Here is a 14,782-nt window from a genome sequence, read left to right on the forward strand (position 1 = left end):
GGTCAGTTTCCCGACAGCTGAGTCGTCCGTCGTCTGATCGCATCCATGCGGTCGGAGGTTTCCTCCGGCCACTCGTCCCCCCGCTGCTCCAGGATCTCGTTGGCGAGATCCTGAGCACGCTCGGGATGGTCGTCGGCGAGCTCGAGCATCGCGATGCTGACCTTGAGGACCTCGCCAACGGGGTCGACGCCGGTGCCGATGCGGTATGCCTCCCTGGCGAGATCGAGGTCCCCGGCCACCACAGAACGGGCAATCGTCAGTTCGGTGACATCAACGATGGCTGCGGTAAGGATCGCGTCGCGGTGCTCGCCCTCGGTCGCCCACAGCCACCTCTCCGGTCTCCCGGACACCGTGAATGGTCGCCCGCGCACCAGCCGCAACGCGGTGACGAGGTCGTCGAGCCCGGCTGCCCCACGGCGGTAGGCACGGGCTCTGAGGCGCAGGAACAGGTCGGCGTCCACGAGACAACCCTCGATCCGGAACCGATGGGGTGGTCGCTTCTCGGAAGGCCGGCCACCCTGGCCCATGGGAAGCCACGGCGTGCCGTCTGGGCGGTTGCCGAGCCAGGCGCGAGCATCGCTCAGCTTGCTCCGGACGTTGGTGGTCTCCACGCCGGCCATGGCGGCGATCTGGGACGCGATGACCCCCTCAGGGTGCAAGGCGACATACCCGACTACGGCATAGATGGTGGGCACCTTGCCTGCGACCGTGGTGGTCGGCCCCGCGCCCCACACCTTGACGGGACCGAGCACCTTGACGCGCGGTCGGGTGCACTTCGCGTCGGCCCAGTCGGCAAGGTCCTGGTCGAGGGCGGGGTCGGCAACGTCCAGTCCGACGTCATCCCCGACAGTTTCATCCGACGTCGTCGCCTCTGGCAGGCGCACCACGGGCGCGAGACGTGCCAGATCCTCGCGCGTGTCCGCCGTTTTCTTCAGATAGTCCGCGTCGGAGCCCGGTAGCAGGGACCTGGACCCGGCAGGTTCGTTCGGGTCCTCCGGTCGGGCGTCGACGACTTCGGCACGTGGGGCGCCGGCCTCGTTGACGAGTGCCCGCCAGCCCCGTGCGCTCGGGTCGACAGGAACGGCGACGTCACGCGAGTCGTCCATGAGCCGTGAGAGCTGGACGGACGCGTCGAGCTCTTCCTGTCGCAGGTGTACGGCCTCGACCTCGACGGCAAGTCCCGGGACGACGAGCCACCCGTTCTCGATCGTCAGCACCGGCCCGGCCAATGGCTCGCCGTCAGGCTTCCCGACGAGGAGGATCGCCAGCCCGTTGCGCCCGGGGTCGCCCGAGATGACATTGGCCAGGTCCATCAGTTCGCCGGCGCGCGCGGCCTCGGCAACGACGGCGTGGTACCACTCGATGTCCTCACTGTTGACGTCGCTCTCGTACGCCTCGCGCAGTTCGTCGGGGAACCGAGCCAGTGCCGAGGCGTCGTCGTGCTCCTCGACCTGAAAGCCGGACAGCCCGCGAGCGCCGGGAGCTACGGGGCCGATGACGTCGGTGGTGAGGTTGATCGTCCAGGGGTTCAGGGCCAGTTCGGCGACGATGTGTCGTGCGAACCGAGCCACCGCTTCGGAGTCACCGGTGACGGTGGTGACGCGGAGTCGTTCAAGGTCGAGCAGCCAGGCGTGCCCGGCGTCGTCGGTCCCGATGGTGACGAGCATCGGATACGGCACCATCTCGCGGCATTCGTCCGGTGCACCGTCCAGTGGCGCCGACCAGCGCATGCCGTTGCCGGTCCAGGGGGCAGGGAGGTCAGCAGGTTCGGCGAGGTGCAGGATTGCGGTGTCGTCGGTGAGCTCGACGGCGATCAGCGCGGGACGCTGCGAGGTGAGCTGCTTGAGGTAGGGGCCGCCCAGCTGCCGCAGCAGCAGGTCCAGCCGATGTAGGTCGGGCACTCGTCGGGCGCCGAAGATCCGTGCCGTGGCTGCGGCCGGGACGAGTTCTTCTGGGATCGGAGGTATCACTCGGCCTGGACGCCGTTGCCGGGCCTGGCGCAGCCGCCCCCGCAGCACCACACCGGCAAGACCGGCTGCGAGGATTCCGGCACCGGATGCGATTCCTGGCACCAGCCACGATGCTGCCGCCGAGGTGGTCTCGGTCTCCGTCTCCCTCTCGGTCCCGGTCGCGTCGGGTGGCGTCTCAGAAATCGTCCCGGCTGTGTCATCCCTGGTGGACGGTTCTTCGTCAAAGGGCGCGGTGAAGTGCTCGCCGCCGGTCACCGAACCGTTCGGCTCCTGCGGCGAGGACCGGACGTCGTCGGACACGACCTTCGCCGCACTGGGCAGGGTGACGACCCACCCGGGCTCGATGTGGTCGGGGTCAGTGAGGCGGTCGCCGTCGGGTTGAACGGTGGCGTCCGATGCCGCAGCGATCTCCGGGTAGCGGTTCGCGTCGCCAAGATGGGCCTGGGCGATCTCGCTGAGCGTGTCGCCTGGCTGCACCGTGTACGACGCCTCTCCCCCGCGCACGTCTGCAACGGGCCGGGCGGGCTCGGTAGTTGGTGTGGGTAGGAGGATCGTTGCCCCGGCGGCGAGCAGTCCGGGCTTGGGCCCGATGACCTCCCGGTTGAGGTCGTAGATCTCGGGGTAGCGGCGGCCGTCGCCGAGCCGCGACAGGGCGAGTCCCCAGAGCGTGTCGTTCTCCCGCACGATGTACGGCTCGAGTCGCGACGCGGGAGGCGGGGCGGTGTCCGCGGGGACGGGAGCCTTATCGGATGGCCGCGCGCCGGCGTCGTCGCTGCCCGATTCGGTGTCGGGCATCGGCCCGCGCCCGTCGGCGTCAGGCACGCCATCTGGCACGGGATCAGCTCCGTCGACGAGCGTCGCAGCGACTGCCGCGGACGGCTGGGCGAATGCGGTCTGGACGGGCAACAGCGTCAGGAGCACCGCGACGAGCCGCCCCACCACCCCTGCCGGGACCGGCACAAGATGCGGACGTCGGAGGCTACGGGCCTGGACGACAATCTCCGTGGTCACGGCCCAGGCGAACCAGAGACAGAACACCCAGGCGCCCACATAGAAGAGCACAAGGGCAACCCGCTGGAGGTCGCCGCCGAACAGAACGATCTCGGCTCCGGTGCGCGTGAGTAGCCAGTCTGGGAAGACCACCGGGAAGGTGACGACCAGCAGAACGGGCAGCGCTGCGAGGATCGCGAGGATGACGACCGCCGCTCCGAGCGCACGCATCCGGGTGCCGGCCGTCGCCCGCGCGGGCGCGATAGGCGGTAGTTGGCTCATCCTTCGGCTCCTCCTACGACGCGAATCAAGCGGGCCGAGGCGGTGGCCTCGACGGGAAAGGGACCGAAGCCGAGCATCCCGAGGACCACCGGCGTGTAAGAGTCGTTGACGACGACGTGGACCTGATCGTCGTCGACCCACACCGTCCCGTCGACGCCGACGTCGGCGAGGTACTGATGGGCAGCGGTGACAGCCTGATCGGGGTCGACGGCGAAGCCCTGGCTCGCGACGACAGCGGCGGTGTCGAGTTGCTGACCGCCGGTGCGAGCCGCCTGGGCGGCGATCCCGAAGGCGCGTTCCTCTGCATGGAGCTGCGCGCCTCCATCGAGCACGAGCCCTACGATCACCACGAGCGCGAACGAGACTGTCGCGAACCACGCGGTCACGGACCCTTTCTCATCGTGTCGCCGCAGGTAGACGGTTCGCTGAGTCGACGGCGCGGTTCTTACGCCTCGCGATGCGGCCTCCAGGGGGTGCGATGCAGTTCTCGTGGCACTCATGGTGCTGACCTCCACGAATCGGTCGGAGACATCGCCTGGCTGCTGACCGTGGTCGACGGAGTGTCGAACGGCAGGTCCCACAGCCGCACCGTGCAGGACACCGCCACGGTGATGGACGAGGGCGTCCCCGGTTGGGTTGCGTATTCGGACAGGTCCACGGCAACGTCGGTGTCCGCGCAGGTGAGTTCTTGGTTGGCCAGGCTCGCCGTGGCGACCTGTTGCGCCCGCGCTGCGACATTGCCTTCGCGCGTCATGGACGCGGACCGGGCCGCGTCCCAGGCGGCAGTCTCGACCGCCTGCTGTGACGTCACGACCCGGGCGGCGAGCAGGACCAGAGCGAGCAACAGTGCGAACGCGGGCGCCCCAACGGCGAGCTCGACCGAGGCAGAGCCCGCTTCGGTGTAGCGGCGACGGTTGCTCATGACGCGCTCCGCTCAAGCGGCACCACGTGTTCAGCCGGCATCGACGCCTGCGCCGAGACCGTCGGGATCCAGAACGGGATCACCGAGAACGGCTGACCCTCGATCCGCACGACAGCACGCTCGCCATCCCGGTCTGCCGTCACGGTCCAGGTGGACAGCGCGACGTCGCCTGTCTGGCCCAGGAACGACCCGGCGGCGGCCTGCCCGTCTGCCGCGGTCCCGTACTCGCTGGAAGCGGCCATTGCCCCTTGGCTCGCGGCAGCGAGCACGACTTGGCGGGCGTGGTAGATCATTCCGGCCTGGACGCCGAGAAAGGTCAGGAGCAGGACCGCAGGCAGCACGATCACCAGCTCAGCGGTTGCCGAGCCCTCTTCGTCGGGCCGCTCGCGGCGCCCACAGCGTGGCCGGGCGCGCCGCGCGTGCCGTACCGGCGATCTCATCAAGTCACCCGTTGGGGCTGACGATCTTGATGACCTCGCCGTTGACGAACGTCGTGATCGCGGCGATGACGATCCCCGCGAGGAGGAGCAGGGCGACGGTAAACACGACAGTCTCCGTCGTGTACCCGCCCTCCTTCTCATCGCGCGACATCGACTGGTAGCGGTCCCGGACCGCGGTGTACGCCACCACGAGGGTGGTCCACAGGTGCAGCATGGCGGTGGTTCCTCTCACGGGCCGACGAGCGGGCTCGCCGGGTCTGGGGATGCGATGCGAGGACCTCCTTCTGGGGTTCGAGCTGTCGTCGGGTGACGAAGTTCAGGTGTGCAGGACGATCCGCAGGACGGCGGGCATGACGATCAGCGCGACGAACACCACCCCGAGCAGCGCGGCGGGGATGGACATGCGCTCGTTGTCGGCGTTGGCGCGGGTGACGTCGTCGGACAGGATCGCCGCGCGCAGCGACGTGGTGCGTGCCCGCAGGGAGCCCCAGGCAGCAGTGCCTTCCTCGCCGGCGTTGCCCAGGATGTCGGCGACGTCGTTCAGCTCGGGCAGTGCGAGCTCGTCGGCCAGGCTCTTGAGCGCATCCCACGGTGGGATGCCGGACCAGCGGGATCGGCGTAGTTCCTCGTCGAGCCGTATCCAGACCCAGTGATCGCCAAGCGCGGCGGCGTGCTCCATGGCCTGCCTAACCCCGGAGCCGGAGGCACGTTCGATGGCAACAGCATCTACCCACGAGGTCAGCTCGCTCCGGAAGACAGCCCGAGCTTCGTTGGCCATCGCGGTGATCGAGTAGTTCGGGCCGAAGAACAGCACGACGGCGAGCGCCACCGCCCCGGCGGCAGTCACAACGGCGGGTAGCCGCAGGCCGACCATCCCGAGGACCCAGGAGGCCAGCGGTGCCAGCAGCAGTCCGCAAGCGGCCTGGACCAGCTTGTCGCCGTAGAACCGGGCGACGGGAATACGCAGGAGAGCGAGCTCGCGGTATGGCGTGCGGTACCAGGCGGTGTCGGGCAGAACGCGTTGCCCCCAGAGCCCAACGCGCTCGATCGCGTCCGACGGCGTCCCGGTCGCCGCGGGTCGCCGGGTCACCGAGGTGGGTGGGGCCAGCGCGGCGAGGCTCTTGGCCGCGTCGACCCGCACCGGCGCAAACCATGCGATCGCGAGTGCCGTGATCCCGTACACGATCAGGGCGCCGGCCACGACAGAGCCGATCAGGCTGGTCATGAGATACCTCCCCAGGCGGCTGCGTGCTGGCGGGCCGCCTCACGACGGACCTGCGCGCCCAAGCTCCGTGCGTGCTTCTTGCCCGTGGCGATGCGCTTCATCCAGACCAGCGCGGCCAGGTATCCACCGACGAGCACGACCAGGAGGACCTGACCGAGAGGCGTCTGGTAAGGGGCGATGTAGTCCCCGGTGAACGCGAGGAACCCGAGCACCGTGGCGGAGATGATCGTGACCCATCGAGCCGTGGCGCGAGGCTTGGCACGGTCGGCCTCGATCTGACGTCGGGCTCGGACCTCGGCGGCGACGGTCTCAGCCAGCTCGCCGAGCACGATGGCCAGGCCGGTGCCGCGTCGGCGGGCGGCTTGCAGAAGGTAGATGGTCATGTGGTCAGCGGTGGCGTCGTCAAGGTCGTCCGCGAACGCACGCAACGCGACCTCGGTGTCCCACCGGGCGGTCAGCCGGGACACGAGCCGACGCACAGGGTCGGCGATCGCGGGTGGAGCCGAACGCTGCGACACAGTGAGGGCCTGCTCCAGTCCTTGGCCGACGGTCAGCCGGTCCGACAGCGACCGGGTCCATTCCTCGAGGGACTCGAGTCGGGCGATGGCGTCGACCTGGCCGCGGTTGGACAGCAACGCAGGCAGTCCGACGACGGCGACCGGGACGGCGACAACGGCGATCGGCCACTTCCAGATCGCCCACACCAGCAGTCCGGCGACCACACCGAACCCGAGGAGAGCCCAGGTGCGGCGGGGAACCTGCGTGAGGCGAGCCAGTCGGTGCCGGACGGACGGAGATGCGTCCGGTATGAGATCCCAGCGGCGCCACCCGGCGACGAGCAGGAAGATCCCGAATGCGAATAGTGCTCCGGCGAGCATCGAACCGACCAGGGAACCAGGCACGTCAGACCACCCCCAGATGCGGCGAACTCCCAGCTTCCTGACGGACGGTGTAGGCGGTCAGGTCGAAGCCGTGCCGGGCGAGCGGGCGGAAGCGATCTGGCAGGGTGCCGGGAGACAGCCGGTCGTCGCCGTCGGTTCGGTAGACCTGGGTGGTGGCGAAGGAGCCGATGGTGTCGCCAGGCTCGATCGCGACGATCTCGGCGACGCGGCGGCGTGGGCGGCCGTCGTCGCCCTCAGCGCCGGTGAGCTCCAGGTGCACCACGAGGTCGATGGATTCGGCGAGCTTTGCCGTCGCCAGCGTGGCGTCCCATTGCGGGCCTTCCTGCATGGCGCAGGTAACGAGCTTGCGGATCGCGGCGGTGGCGTCGCGAGAGTGGGTCGTGGCGAGGGTGCCGGTGCCGTTCTCGGTGACCTGGATCAGCGGGACAATCTCCCTGCCCCTCACCTCCCCGACGAGGACACGGGAGACGTTGAACCGGACGACGTCCCAGACGGCCTGCATGAGGCTGTACTCGCCGGCCTGGCGTCCGTCGGCGCCAGGTTCGCCGGTGCCGGGGCGGGCCTCCCACGCCCAGGTCCGAGGGCGGTACTGGTGCAGATGCAGCTCGTACTCCGACTCGACAGTCGCGATCCGCTCGCGCGGCGCGATCTCGTTCGCCAGCGCGCGGAGCAGGGTGGTCTTGCCAGCGCCGGGTGCGCCAGTGACGAGAATGGAGAGCTTGGCACGGACCGCGGCGGCGAGCAGGGTGGCGGCGGTCGGGTCGTCGAACAGCCCGCCGTCGACCAGGTCTGGGAGGGTGACGCGGACGAGTCGGTGGCGCCGGATGGTGACCTGCGGTCGCGGGGACACCCAAGCGACCGCCGCGAGACGAGACCCGTCGTCGAGCCGCAGGTGCAGCGATGGCTGGGCCTCAGAGAACGCACGGGCGTTGACCTCCGAGCGCGAGGCGAGGAAGACGAGGTAGTCGATGAGCTGCTGATCGGAGTCCGCCACGGGCGGGCCCTCGATCACCGTGCCGTCGGTGAGCTCCAGCTCGACGTCGTCGTACCCGTTGATGTTGATGTTCTCGACACGGTCGTCCTCGATCAGCGGCTGCAATCGACCCAGGCGGAACAGCGCGTCGCCCACCGCTCGGGCCAGGTCCGCTCGCTGCGGGCCGGTGAGGGTGGCGCGGCCGACATTCGCCCACTGCGTCATCGTCTCGTCTATCTGGTCCGCGGTGTGAAAGTGGGCCAGCTGTTCCTGGTCCGCGCGGGACAGGTCGCGGTTCTCCGCGACCGCGCGCGACAACCGCTCTGACACCTGGCCCCGAAGGACGTCCACGAGGGCCCAGTCGACGTCGGGGGCGTGCCGGAGCGAGCCGGACGGCGATCGGTGGTCGAAGCCAGAAGATGTGGGCAGCTTCGGGGCGACGTGGTGATCGTACGACTGCCAGCCATTCGGCAGACTGACGGGGGTTGCGTGGCCGTTCGTCGGCGGCGTGGTGGTGACGGTCCACGGGTTCGCGGGCTCCCGGCGCGATGGTGCGAGCGCCGGCGGCACGTGCTCCGCGAAGAGTGGGAGTGCGGCCGGGCTGACCTTGACCTCATCGGCGGACGTCGTGGGTTTCGGGCTGGTGCTCGGTGGTGTCGTCACGCGATCACCTCCTGTCTCGGGCGGTCGTCGGGTTCGTCGGCGGTCAGCCGAAGGCGCCCGGCCGCCGATGTGATCGTCGAGGCCGCCGCACGCAACGACCGCAGGTACGCGGAGGTCTCGAACCTCCGCGGTGGGACCCCACCCTGGTGGTAGACCGCGGCCCCATCGGGGTCCCAGGCGACATGGGTGACGACGGGCAGCCCCAGCGTCTGGGAGACCTCGCGGGGCGTGTAGGGGCGTCCCTGCCCGACGACGACCAGGCCCGCCTGCCGCCACAGCCCTTCCTTGACGACCTGCTCGGCCCAGGCCCGCGCCCCGCCGAGGGCTGGCAGATCCGATCGGACAACCAGCAGCGACAGGTCCGCAGCGGAGAGCAACGGCGTCGGCGAGCCGGGGTAACCCAGCGGGCCGGCGTCCACCAGGACGTCCGTTCCCGCATCGCCGAGCTCAGCGAGCGCTCCAGCCAGCGGCTCCCACACGCCGCGCAGCACCGGCGCCTGCGCGTAGGAGCGCAGCCCGGCGACGAAGCGGACCTCGGTCCCGTCGATCGGGCGCGCGACCTCGCGGAGAGCGTCGGCCGTGGCCAGCGGAGACAGGGCCAGTTCAACCAAGCCCGTGTCATACGGCCGAGCACCCTGGAACCACCCGGTCATCAAGGCCTGGGTGCCACGCGGGTCCGCCTCGACGAGGAGTGCCGGACGTGGCCACGCCAGGGCCAGGCCCAGGCACGTCGTGGAGACGCCCGGAGCGCCGCTCGCCGAGCAGAGTGCGATGACTGTCATTCATCCTCACCACTCTCGTCGGCAATGCTGTCCGGGTCGCTGTCGTTCCCGCCCGAGGAGGGCAGCCCGGCATCGTGCACGACCGTTGCCCGACCGTTGGCGATGGCGACGGACAGGTCGACGGCGTCTGCGTGCGGGACCAGCACGTCGACCACTCCCCCGCCGGCACTCGTGTGTACGGCCGCAACCTCCCCGGCGGAGTAGGTCGGATCGGCGTCGGACGCCGTCGGCGGGGCGACGACGACGCGGACCGTGTCACCGGGCGTCAGGGTCACGCCCCCAGCCTGCTGGGCAGTGAACGTCACCTGGACGACCGTGCGCCCCGCGGGCGGGAACTCCTCCTCGGAGACATCCGCTGGAGCGAGGACTGAGCCTCTCGGGACCGCCGAGGTCAGGCGTTGTCCGATCAGGGCTTCCGCCTCGGTGCTGGAGACCGATGCGACCGAGGAGTCCAGCGTCACAGGTACGACGCGAAGGTCGTCGGCCGTGATGACGTGATATCTGTCCAGGTCCGATGCCGCGATGAGGACCTGTTGTGTGGTGGACGCTGCCATCCACACGATGAGCCCGACCAGCGCGCCGATGACCAGGGCGCCGCCTCCGACCAGGGTGGTCCAGGCGCGCCGTCGGACCTTGGGCGGTGGCGCAGCGGGAGGCGGGGCGGACACCGGCCCTTGGCCGGGATCCGTCTTCTTGGGGGTCGTCGTTGACATTTGTTCGCCTCCCCTGGTGCCCGTCAGCTCACGAGCACCTGTCCCTCTGCGACGACGATGCGCGTCTGGGCCACCAGCGGGTCCAGCGTGATCGTCCCGGACTGACCGGCCCCGGCCCACTCCACGACCCAGGTCGTGGTGGCTGTGACCGCGTACGCGCCGTCCGGCTCGAAACCGGACTCGCGCGTGAAGGTGTGCCCGCAGTCCGGCGACGGGTCGCCGCCGTACTCGGGTGTGTACGGCGTTCCCACGCCGCACGAGATCGTCGTGCCGTCGCCGAGGTTCCAGCGCACCTTGTCCACCCGGGCCGTGGCTGTGACCGTGACGCCGCGGACCGTCGCGGATTCGGTCGCCGGCCCGAAGGTCGTGGCGCCCGGGTCATCAACCCAGAACCACACCGGCACACCGGCAACAGCGGTTGCCGGTGGCTGCGGAGCGATCCCGATCTGGACGGCCTTGAGGTTCATCTGCGCGACGGCTCGCCGGGCGACCTCCCCCGGAGTCGGAGGGGGCGGGCCTGCCGCCGGGGCGTCCGGCGAGTAGAGCAGGGAGACCTGCTCTCCCGCAGCGTCGAAGCACGGGTAGACCGCGCCCGTGTCCGGGCCCCGATCAAACATCTCTTCGAAGTGCTGCCAGACCGCGCTGCCTTCCTCAGGTTGCGGGCTGAGGGGCGTGGGACCGATGTAGCACTGGACGTCCTGCCGCCAGTAGCCGTGGTCCGACGTGCACGGGACCGGCGCGTCGCCTTTGAGGCAGGCGGGCGTGCCCTCGTCGTTCTCGCGGGGTGGCGGGCCGTCGTCCGAAGCGCCGCCGGATGGACCAGCGCCGACGGCCTTGCCCGCGCCTCCGCCGATGATCTCTGGAGTACCGGGAGCCGTGATCCAGATGTCGCACTCTCCCGTCCGTGGGTTGACGTACTTGCAATGGCCGCCGGCTTCCGGGACGTCCGCTGCTGCCGTGGAGCACACTCCGAAGACCCCCGTCAGGACGAGGGCGGCGCAGGCGTAGAGCCTCATTGCCCAGCGCACGGTTCCTGCTCCAGAGTCTGGGCGTCCGTGACTCGCCACCCGTCATCGGGGTTGGTGTCGTAGGCAGAGTTGGTGACGGTGAGCCGGTCCCAACCGCGGTCATTCCGGCCCGAGTCGACCTGAGAGGCGCCTGACTGATCGACGATGTCCAGATCCGTGACGTCGAAGCAGACATCGACTTGCGCTGACGGGACGGAGCCGTCCGAAGGCTCCAGCGTGACCGTCTGCGTGACGAGTTCGACGACCTTCAGATCACCGGTCTGGTGCCAGCTGTCGTCGGCCCACTGCTGAAACTGTGCCTTCAGACGTTGGAGTTCCCCCGTGGCGGCGATGCCATCGAGCGGAGTGAGGTCCGTGGGATTCTTCGCGACGACGTCGGTGACTCGGTAGTACTCGCGGACCAAGGCCTCGGCATTCGCGGCCGCGAGCTCGGAGTCGGTGGCTGGGCTCGGTGACCCGGCAGGCTGTGAGGCGGTGTCCGTCGGCGTGGGTGACGGTGTCGGGTCCGTGGCGCTCGTGCAGCCGGTCACAGTGAGCAGCACGCCGGCTGCTACTGCGACAAGGCGTCGCTCGATCCGCATAACGGTCTCCTTCGCCCCCTGACGCGGCCGTGCGGCTCGCGAAGGATGTTGCCCGTGTCGGGCCTTCTGTGACGCGGGCAACGGTTTCCAGGGTGCACTGAATCCGGTTCCAATGCCACCTCATCTAGCGCGACCGGGGCGAGTGGAGCGGTGCCAACCGCTCGGGCGTCCCGCCTCGGACTTGGTCCACGGTGCCACGGGCGGGGCCGGAAAAACGCATAGTGTTCGGGCCTGATCAGAACCGCATTGGGGCGTCCGCGCAGGTCAGAACCGCGCCATCGCACTCGAAAGCGACCTACGCCACGAGAACAACCTCGCCACCCGCTACCGCGACTGGCTCCTCACCGCTTGACTCGGATAGGGGCATCAGACCCTCCGTGGCGCCCATGCGTGAGTGAGTCAGCGGCGTCAGTAGATAGCGATCGCGTCGACGATGATGGCCGGTCCGACGATGTAGGTCTGCACGTCGTCGTCGGACATCTTCGGGTCGAGGGCGCAGAACCTCTGGGCGAGCTGGTCGCTGACCGTGGCCATCATCACTCGGCAGGTCGGCCGCGCTGTTCGACCACCTCGCCACACGACTAACCCCAGCGCAGTGCGCGACCGGTTCGTCGTCGACGCCGACCTGCTCGTCCTGGCCGACGACGCCACCAGCCAGGCAGGGACCTGCCGACCGACCGCATCGCCGCCCACCTGACCGACCTGGGCTACCTGACCAGCGACGACCGGCCAGTCCCCGAGCACTACCTGCACCAGTACGAGAACAACACGCACGAGGTCCTCGTGAACGTCAACCCGGACCTCGTCCGGCGCGGATACCACAGCCCGTCAGCCCCGTAGCAGCGGCCCTGGATCAGGGTGCCCTTACTCACACGCGACGACGCACGTCGAGCGGCGCTTCACCCACCGATGCGTGCAAGCGCGGGGCGCGAGGATCACAATGCAACTGCACGACAGCACCAAGGCTTCGGGGGCCGGTCGTCCGGCGGATCCGGGTGTACTTCGGGTCGTCGCCAGCCCGCGCCATCCCCGTTGAACTGCGGCAACATCGGTCCTGCACGATTGGCGTGTCAGTGTGCCGGAGTAGGCTCAGCACGCACGTCCGACGACCACCGTTGTCGGACTGGTGTGCGTTACGAGACGATCAGAACGGGAACGATGACGACGACGAACGATGTGGACGCAGGGACCGAGCGCGACGGTGCACTGGCGCCTGACTCGATGACGGAGTCGCAGGTGCATCACCTGGACGAGGGGTACATCGTCGACTTCCTGCACAACGTCCCCATCAAGGACACGGCGAAGGAACGCGTGCGGCAACGGATCCTCCGCGTGTTGTTCCACGAGTACGCCATCACGCCGGACGACATGGAACGCGACTTCCAGGTCCAAGTGAACACCGGGACTCGGAGAACGCGGAAGAAGGTCGACATCGCCGTCTTCGCTCCGGGATCGGCGCACACCGAGGCCAACCTCCGGCGGGTCGTCGTGTGCAAGCCCGAGCCAAAGCGTGGCAAGAACGTCGTCAAGCTCCGTGATCCCGAGCAGATGAAGACCGAGGAGGACGAGCTGACCGCGCTGCTCGGGGCGGAGGACTACCCCGAGCGTCTCGACGCACTCTGGACGGACAACCTCGACTTCTTCTTCCTGCACAAGAACGTCACCCGGTTCGGCGCGACCTACGAGGCCCGCACCGACTGGCCGCAGGCCGACGGCACGGTCGGCAGCCGGAACGTTGTCTCACACCAGAGGCTGCGGCGCGCCGAGCCCGAGATGCTCAAGGTGACGTTCCGCCGCTGCCACAACTACATCCACGGCAACTTCGGCATGGCCAAGGACAGGGCGTTCTGGCAATTCTTGTACCTCCTGTTCGCCAAGATGTACGACGAGCGCGTGGTGCGTGACGGAGGTACATCGCGGTTCTACGCGTCGATGACCGAGCCGTACGACGACGAGGGTCGAGCGCAGATCCGCAAGCGGGTTCTCGAACTCTTCGAGGACGTCAAGAAGCAGTACGCCTCGTCCGGCCTGTTCAGCGCCAGAGACGAGATCACACTCGACAATCGGGCGCTGGCGTTCATCGTGGGCGAGCTTTCGCCGTACGACCTGAGCGCCACTGACATCGACGCGAAAGGTCTTGCGTACCAGGAGATCGTTGGCACCAACCTACGCGGCGACAAGGGCCAGTACTTCACACCCCGGGGTGCTGTCCGACTCATGGTCGAGATCCTGGACCCGCAGGAGGACGAGACCGTACTCGACCCGACCTGCGGTACAGGAGGCTTCCTGCACGCCACCCTGACGCACCTGCACCATGCAATGCAGAAGGAGGACGGCACGCTCGGACTGCCGGACACGCCCGAGCAGAGCGAACGGTACCGGGACAAGCTCCGTCGATACGCGGAGCATCATCTCTTCGGGGCCGACTTCGACGAGGACCTGGTTCGCGCGACGTCCATGAACATCATGACTCTCGCGGACACCCCAGGGAATGTCTACTACATGGACTCGCTCGCCTTTCCCGCCGGGCCGTGGCACGGCGTGGCAGAGGCGCAGCGCCGCATCCCTCTTGCCAAAAACGGCGCCTCCGGCGTCGTCGACGTCCTACTCACCAACCCACCGTTCGGCGCAGACATCCCGGTTAGCGACGAGTCGGTACTCGGCAACTTCACCGACGGCGTAGCCAAGGTCTGGGGGCGGGACAAGGCGACGGGCGAACTGCGACCAAGCGTCAATACTCGGCCGGGATCCATGGCGCCCGAGCAGTTGTTCGTGCAGAGAGCCATCGAATGGGTCAAGCCGGGCGGCCGGCTGGGTATCGTCCTCCCGAACGGAATCTTGTCCAATCCTGGGCCCGCCGACGAGGGCATCCGAAAGTACATCCTGGAGCAATGCTGGGTGCTCGCGAGCGTTGAGCTTCCGGTCGAGACGTTCATCGTCGACGCCAACGTCAACATCCTCACTACGCTGTTGTTCCTCAAGCGCAAGACGACCGACGAGACGATGAACGAGTCCCTCAACGGACCCGTCTCCTATCCAGTCTTCATGGCGGTCGCTGAGAAGGTCGGCTTTGACCGGCGCGGCAACGAGCTCTACAAGCGGCACCCGAACGGCGACCTCGTGATGGAGGCCTTCGAGGAGTCCGAATACATCACCATCGATCATGAGCGGCGTAAGCGACGGATCAAACGCAGTCGACCTGTCGTCGACAATGACTTGCCACTGATTGCCGAACGGTATAGAGAGTTCCGCAAGGTCCACTCGATCCCAGGCTTTGACCCTCGCGGCTCGCGGGAGGCTCGCGCGTGAAG

The 14,782-nt window shown here is 68.5% G+C and carries 14 protein-coding genes; 1 reads left to right on the top strand and 13 read right to left on the bottom strand.

The genetic code is table 11. The features are described from left to right. Positions 1-2 precede the first annotated feature (2 nt). The 13 genes from ACFS27_RS22735 to ACFS27_RS22795 form a co-directional block, all read right to left on the bottom strand. Positions 3-3,242 carry a LysM peptidoglycan-binding domain-containing protein gene (locus tag ACFS27_RS22735; protein ID WP_377187900.1) on the bottom strand — a complete coding sequence of 1,080 codons (3,240 nt, stop codon included), beginning with the start codon at positions 3,240-3,242 and terminating at the stop codon, positions 3-5. Continuing rightward, the gene (locus tag ACFS27_RS22740) at positions 3,239-3,628 is read right to left on the bottom strand and encodes a pilus assembly protein TadG-related protein (protein ID WP_377187903.1); all 390 of its coding nucleotides are present in this window, start codon (positions 3,626-3,628) and stop codon (positions 3,239-3,241) included. Before ACFS27_RS22740 ends, ACFS27_RS22735 begins: the two co-directional genes overlap by 4 nt. Before the next feature lie 110 nt (positions 3,629-3,738). Next, positions 3,739-4,164, bottom strand: coding sequence for a TadE/TadG family type IV pilus assembly protein (locus ACFS27_RS22745; RefSeq protein WP_377187906.1), 426 nt, complete (start codon positions 4,162-4,164; stop codon positions 3,739-3,741). Then, a complete protein-coding gene (locus ACFS27_RS22750) occupies positions 4,161-4,604 on the bottom strand; it encodes a TadE family protein (protein WP_377187909.1) in 444 nt (147 codons plus the stop codon). Before ACFS27_RS22750 ends, ACFS27_RS22745 begins: the two co-directional genes overlap by 4 nt. Positions 4,605-4,608: 4 nt before the next feature. Then, complete coding sequence (locus ACFS27_RS22755; RefSeq protein WP_377187912.1) at positions 4,609-4,836, bottom strand: hypothetical protein; 228 nt, start codon at positions 4,834-4,836, stop codon at positions 4,609-4,611. 84 nt (positions 4,837-4,920) lie between these two features. Next, positions 4,921-5,829, bottom strand: coding sequence for a hypothetical protein (locus ACFS27_RS22760; RefSeq protein ID WP_377187915.1), 909 nt, complete (start codon positions 5,827-5,829; stop codon positions 4,921-4,923). Then, positions 5,826-6,731 carry a type II secretion system F family protein gene (locus ACFS27_RS22765; protein WP_377187918.1) on the bottom strand — a complete coding sequence of 302 codons (906 nt, stop codon included), beginning with the start codon at positions 6,729-6,731 and terminating at the stop codon, positions 5,826-5,828. The genes ACFS27_RS22760 and ACFS27_RS22765 overlap by 4 nt, the downstream gene beginning before the upstream one ends. Before the next feature lies 1 nt (position 6,732). After that, complete coding sequence (locus tag ACFS27_RS22770) at positions 6,733-8,367, bottom strand: CpaF family protein (protein ID WP_377187921.1); 1,635 nt, start codon at positions 8,365-8,367, stop codon at positions 6,733-6,735. Then, a complete protein-coding gene (locus tag ACFS27_RS22775; protein WP_377187924.1) occupies positions 8,364-9,149 on the bottom strand; it encodes a hypothetical protein in 786 nt (261 codons plus the stop codon). The genes ACFS27_RS22770 and ACFS27_RS22775 overlap by 4 nt, the downstream gene beginning before the upstream one ends. Then, positions 9,146-9,862, bottom strand: a complete 717-nt coding sequence (locus ACFS27_RS22780) for an SAF domain-containing protein (RefSeq protein ID WP_377187927.1) — start codon at positions 9,860-9,862, stop codon at positions 9,146-9,148. Before ACFS27_RS22780 ends, ACFS27_RS22775 begins: the two co-directional genes overlap by 4 nt. 23 nt (positions 9,863-9,885) lie before the next feature. Then, the gene (locus ACFS27_RS22785; protein ID WP_377187930.1) at positions 9,886-10,890 is read right to left on the bottom strand and encodes a hypothetical protein; all 1,005 of its coding nucleotides are present in this window, start codon (positions 10,888-10,890) and stop codon (positions 9,886-9,888) included. Further along, on the bottom strand, positions 10,875-11,471 hold the full coding sequence (locus tag ACFS27_RS22790; protein ID WP_377187933.1) for a hypothetical protein: 597 nt from the start codon (positions 11,469-11,471) through the stop codon (positions 10,875-10,877). The genes ACFS27_RS22785 and ACFS27_RS22790 overlap by 16 nt, the downstream gene beginning before the upstream one ends. 408 nt (positions 11,472-11,879) lie before the next feature. Beyond that, the gene (locus ACFS27_RS22795) at positions 11,880-12,005 is read right to left on the bottom strand and encodes a hypothetical protein (RefSeq protein WP_377187936.1); all 126 of its coding nucleotides are present in this window, start codon (positions 12,003-12,005) and stop codon (positions 11,880-11,882) included. Between the two features lie 624 nt (positions 12,006-12,629). Between ACFS27_RS22795 and mads2 the strand changes: the two genes are divergently transcribed. Further along, on the top strand, positions 12,630-14,780 hold the full coding sequence (gene mads2, locus ACFS27_RS22800; RefSeq protein WP_377187938.1) for a methylation-associated defense system DNA methyltransferase MAD2: 2,151 nt from the start codon (positions 12,630-12,632) through the stop codon (positions 14,778-14,780). Positions 14,781-14,782: the final 2 nt, after the last annotated feature.

The organism is Promicromonospora vindobonensis (genome assembly GCF_042685865.1).
In the GTDB taxonomy this organism is placed as follows: domain Bacteria; phylum Actinomycetota; class Actinomycetes; order Actinomycetales; family Cellulomonadaceae; genus Promicromonospora; species Promicromonospora vindobonensis.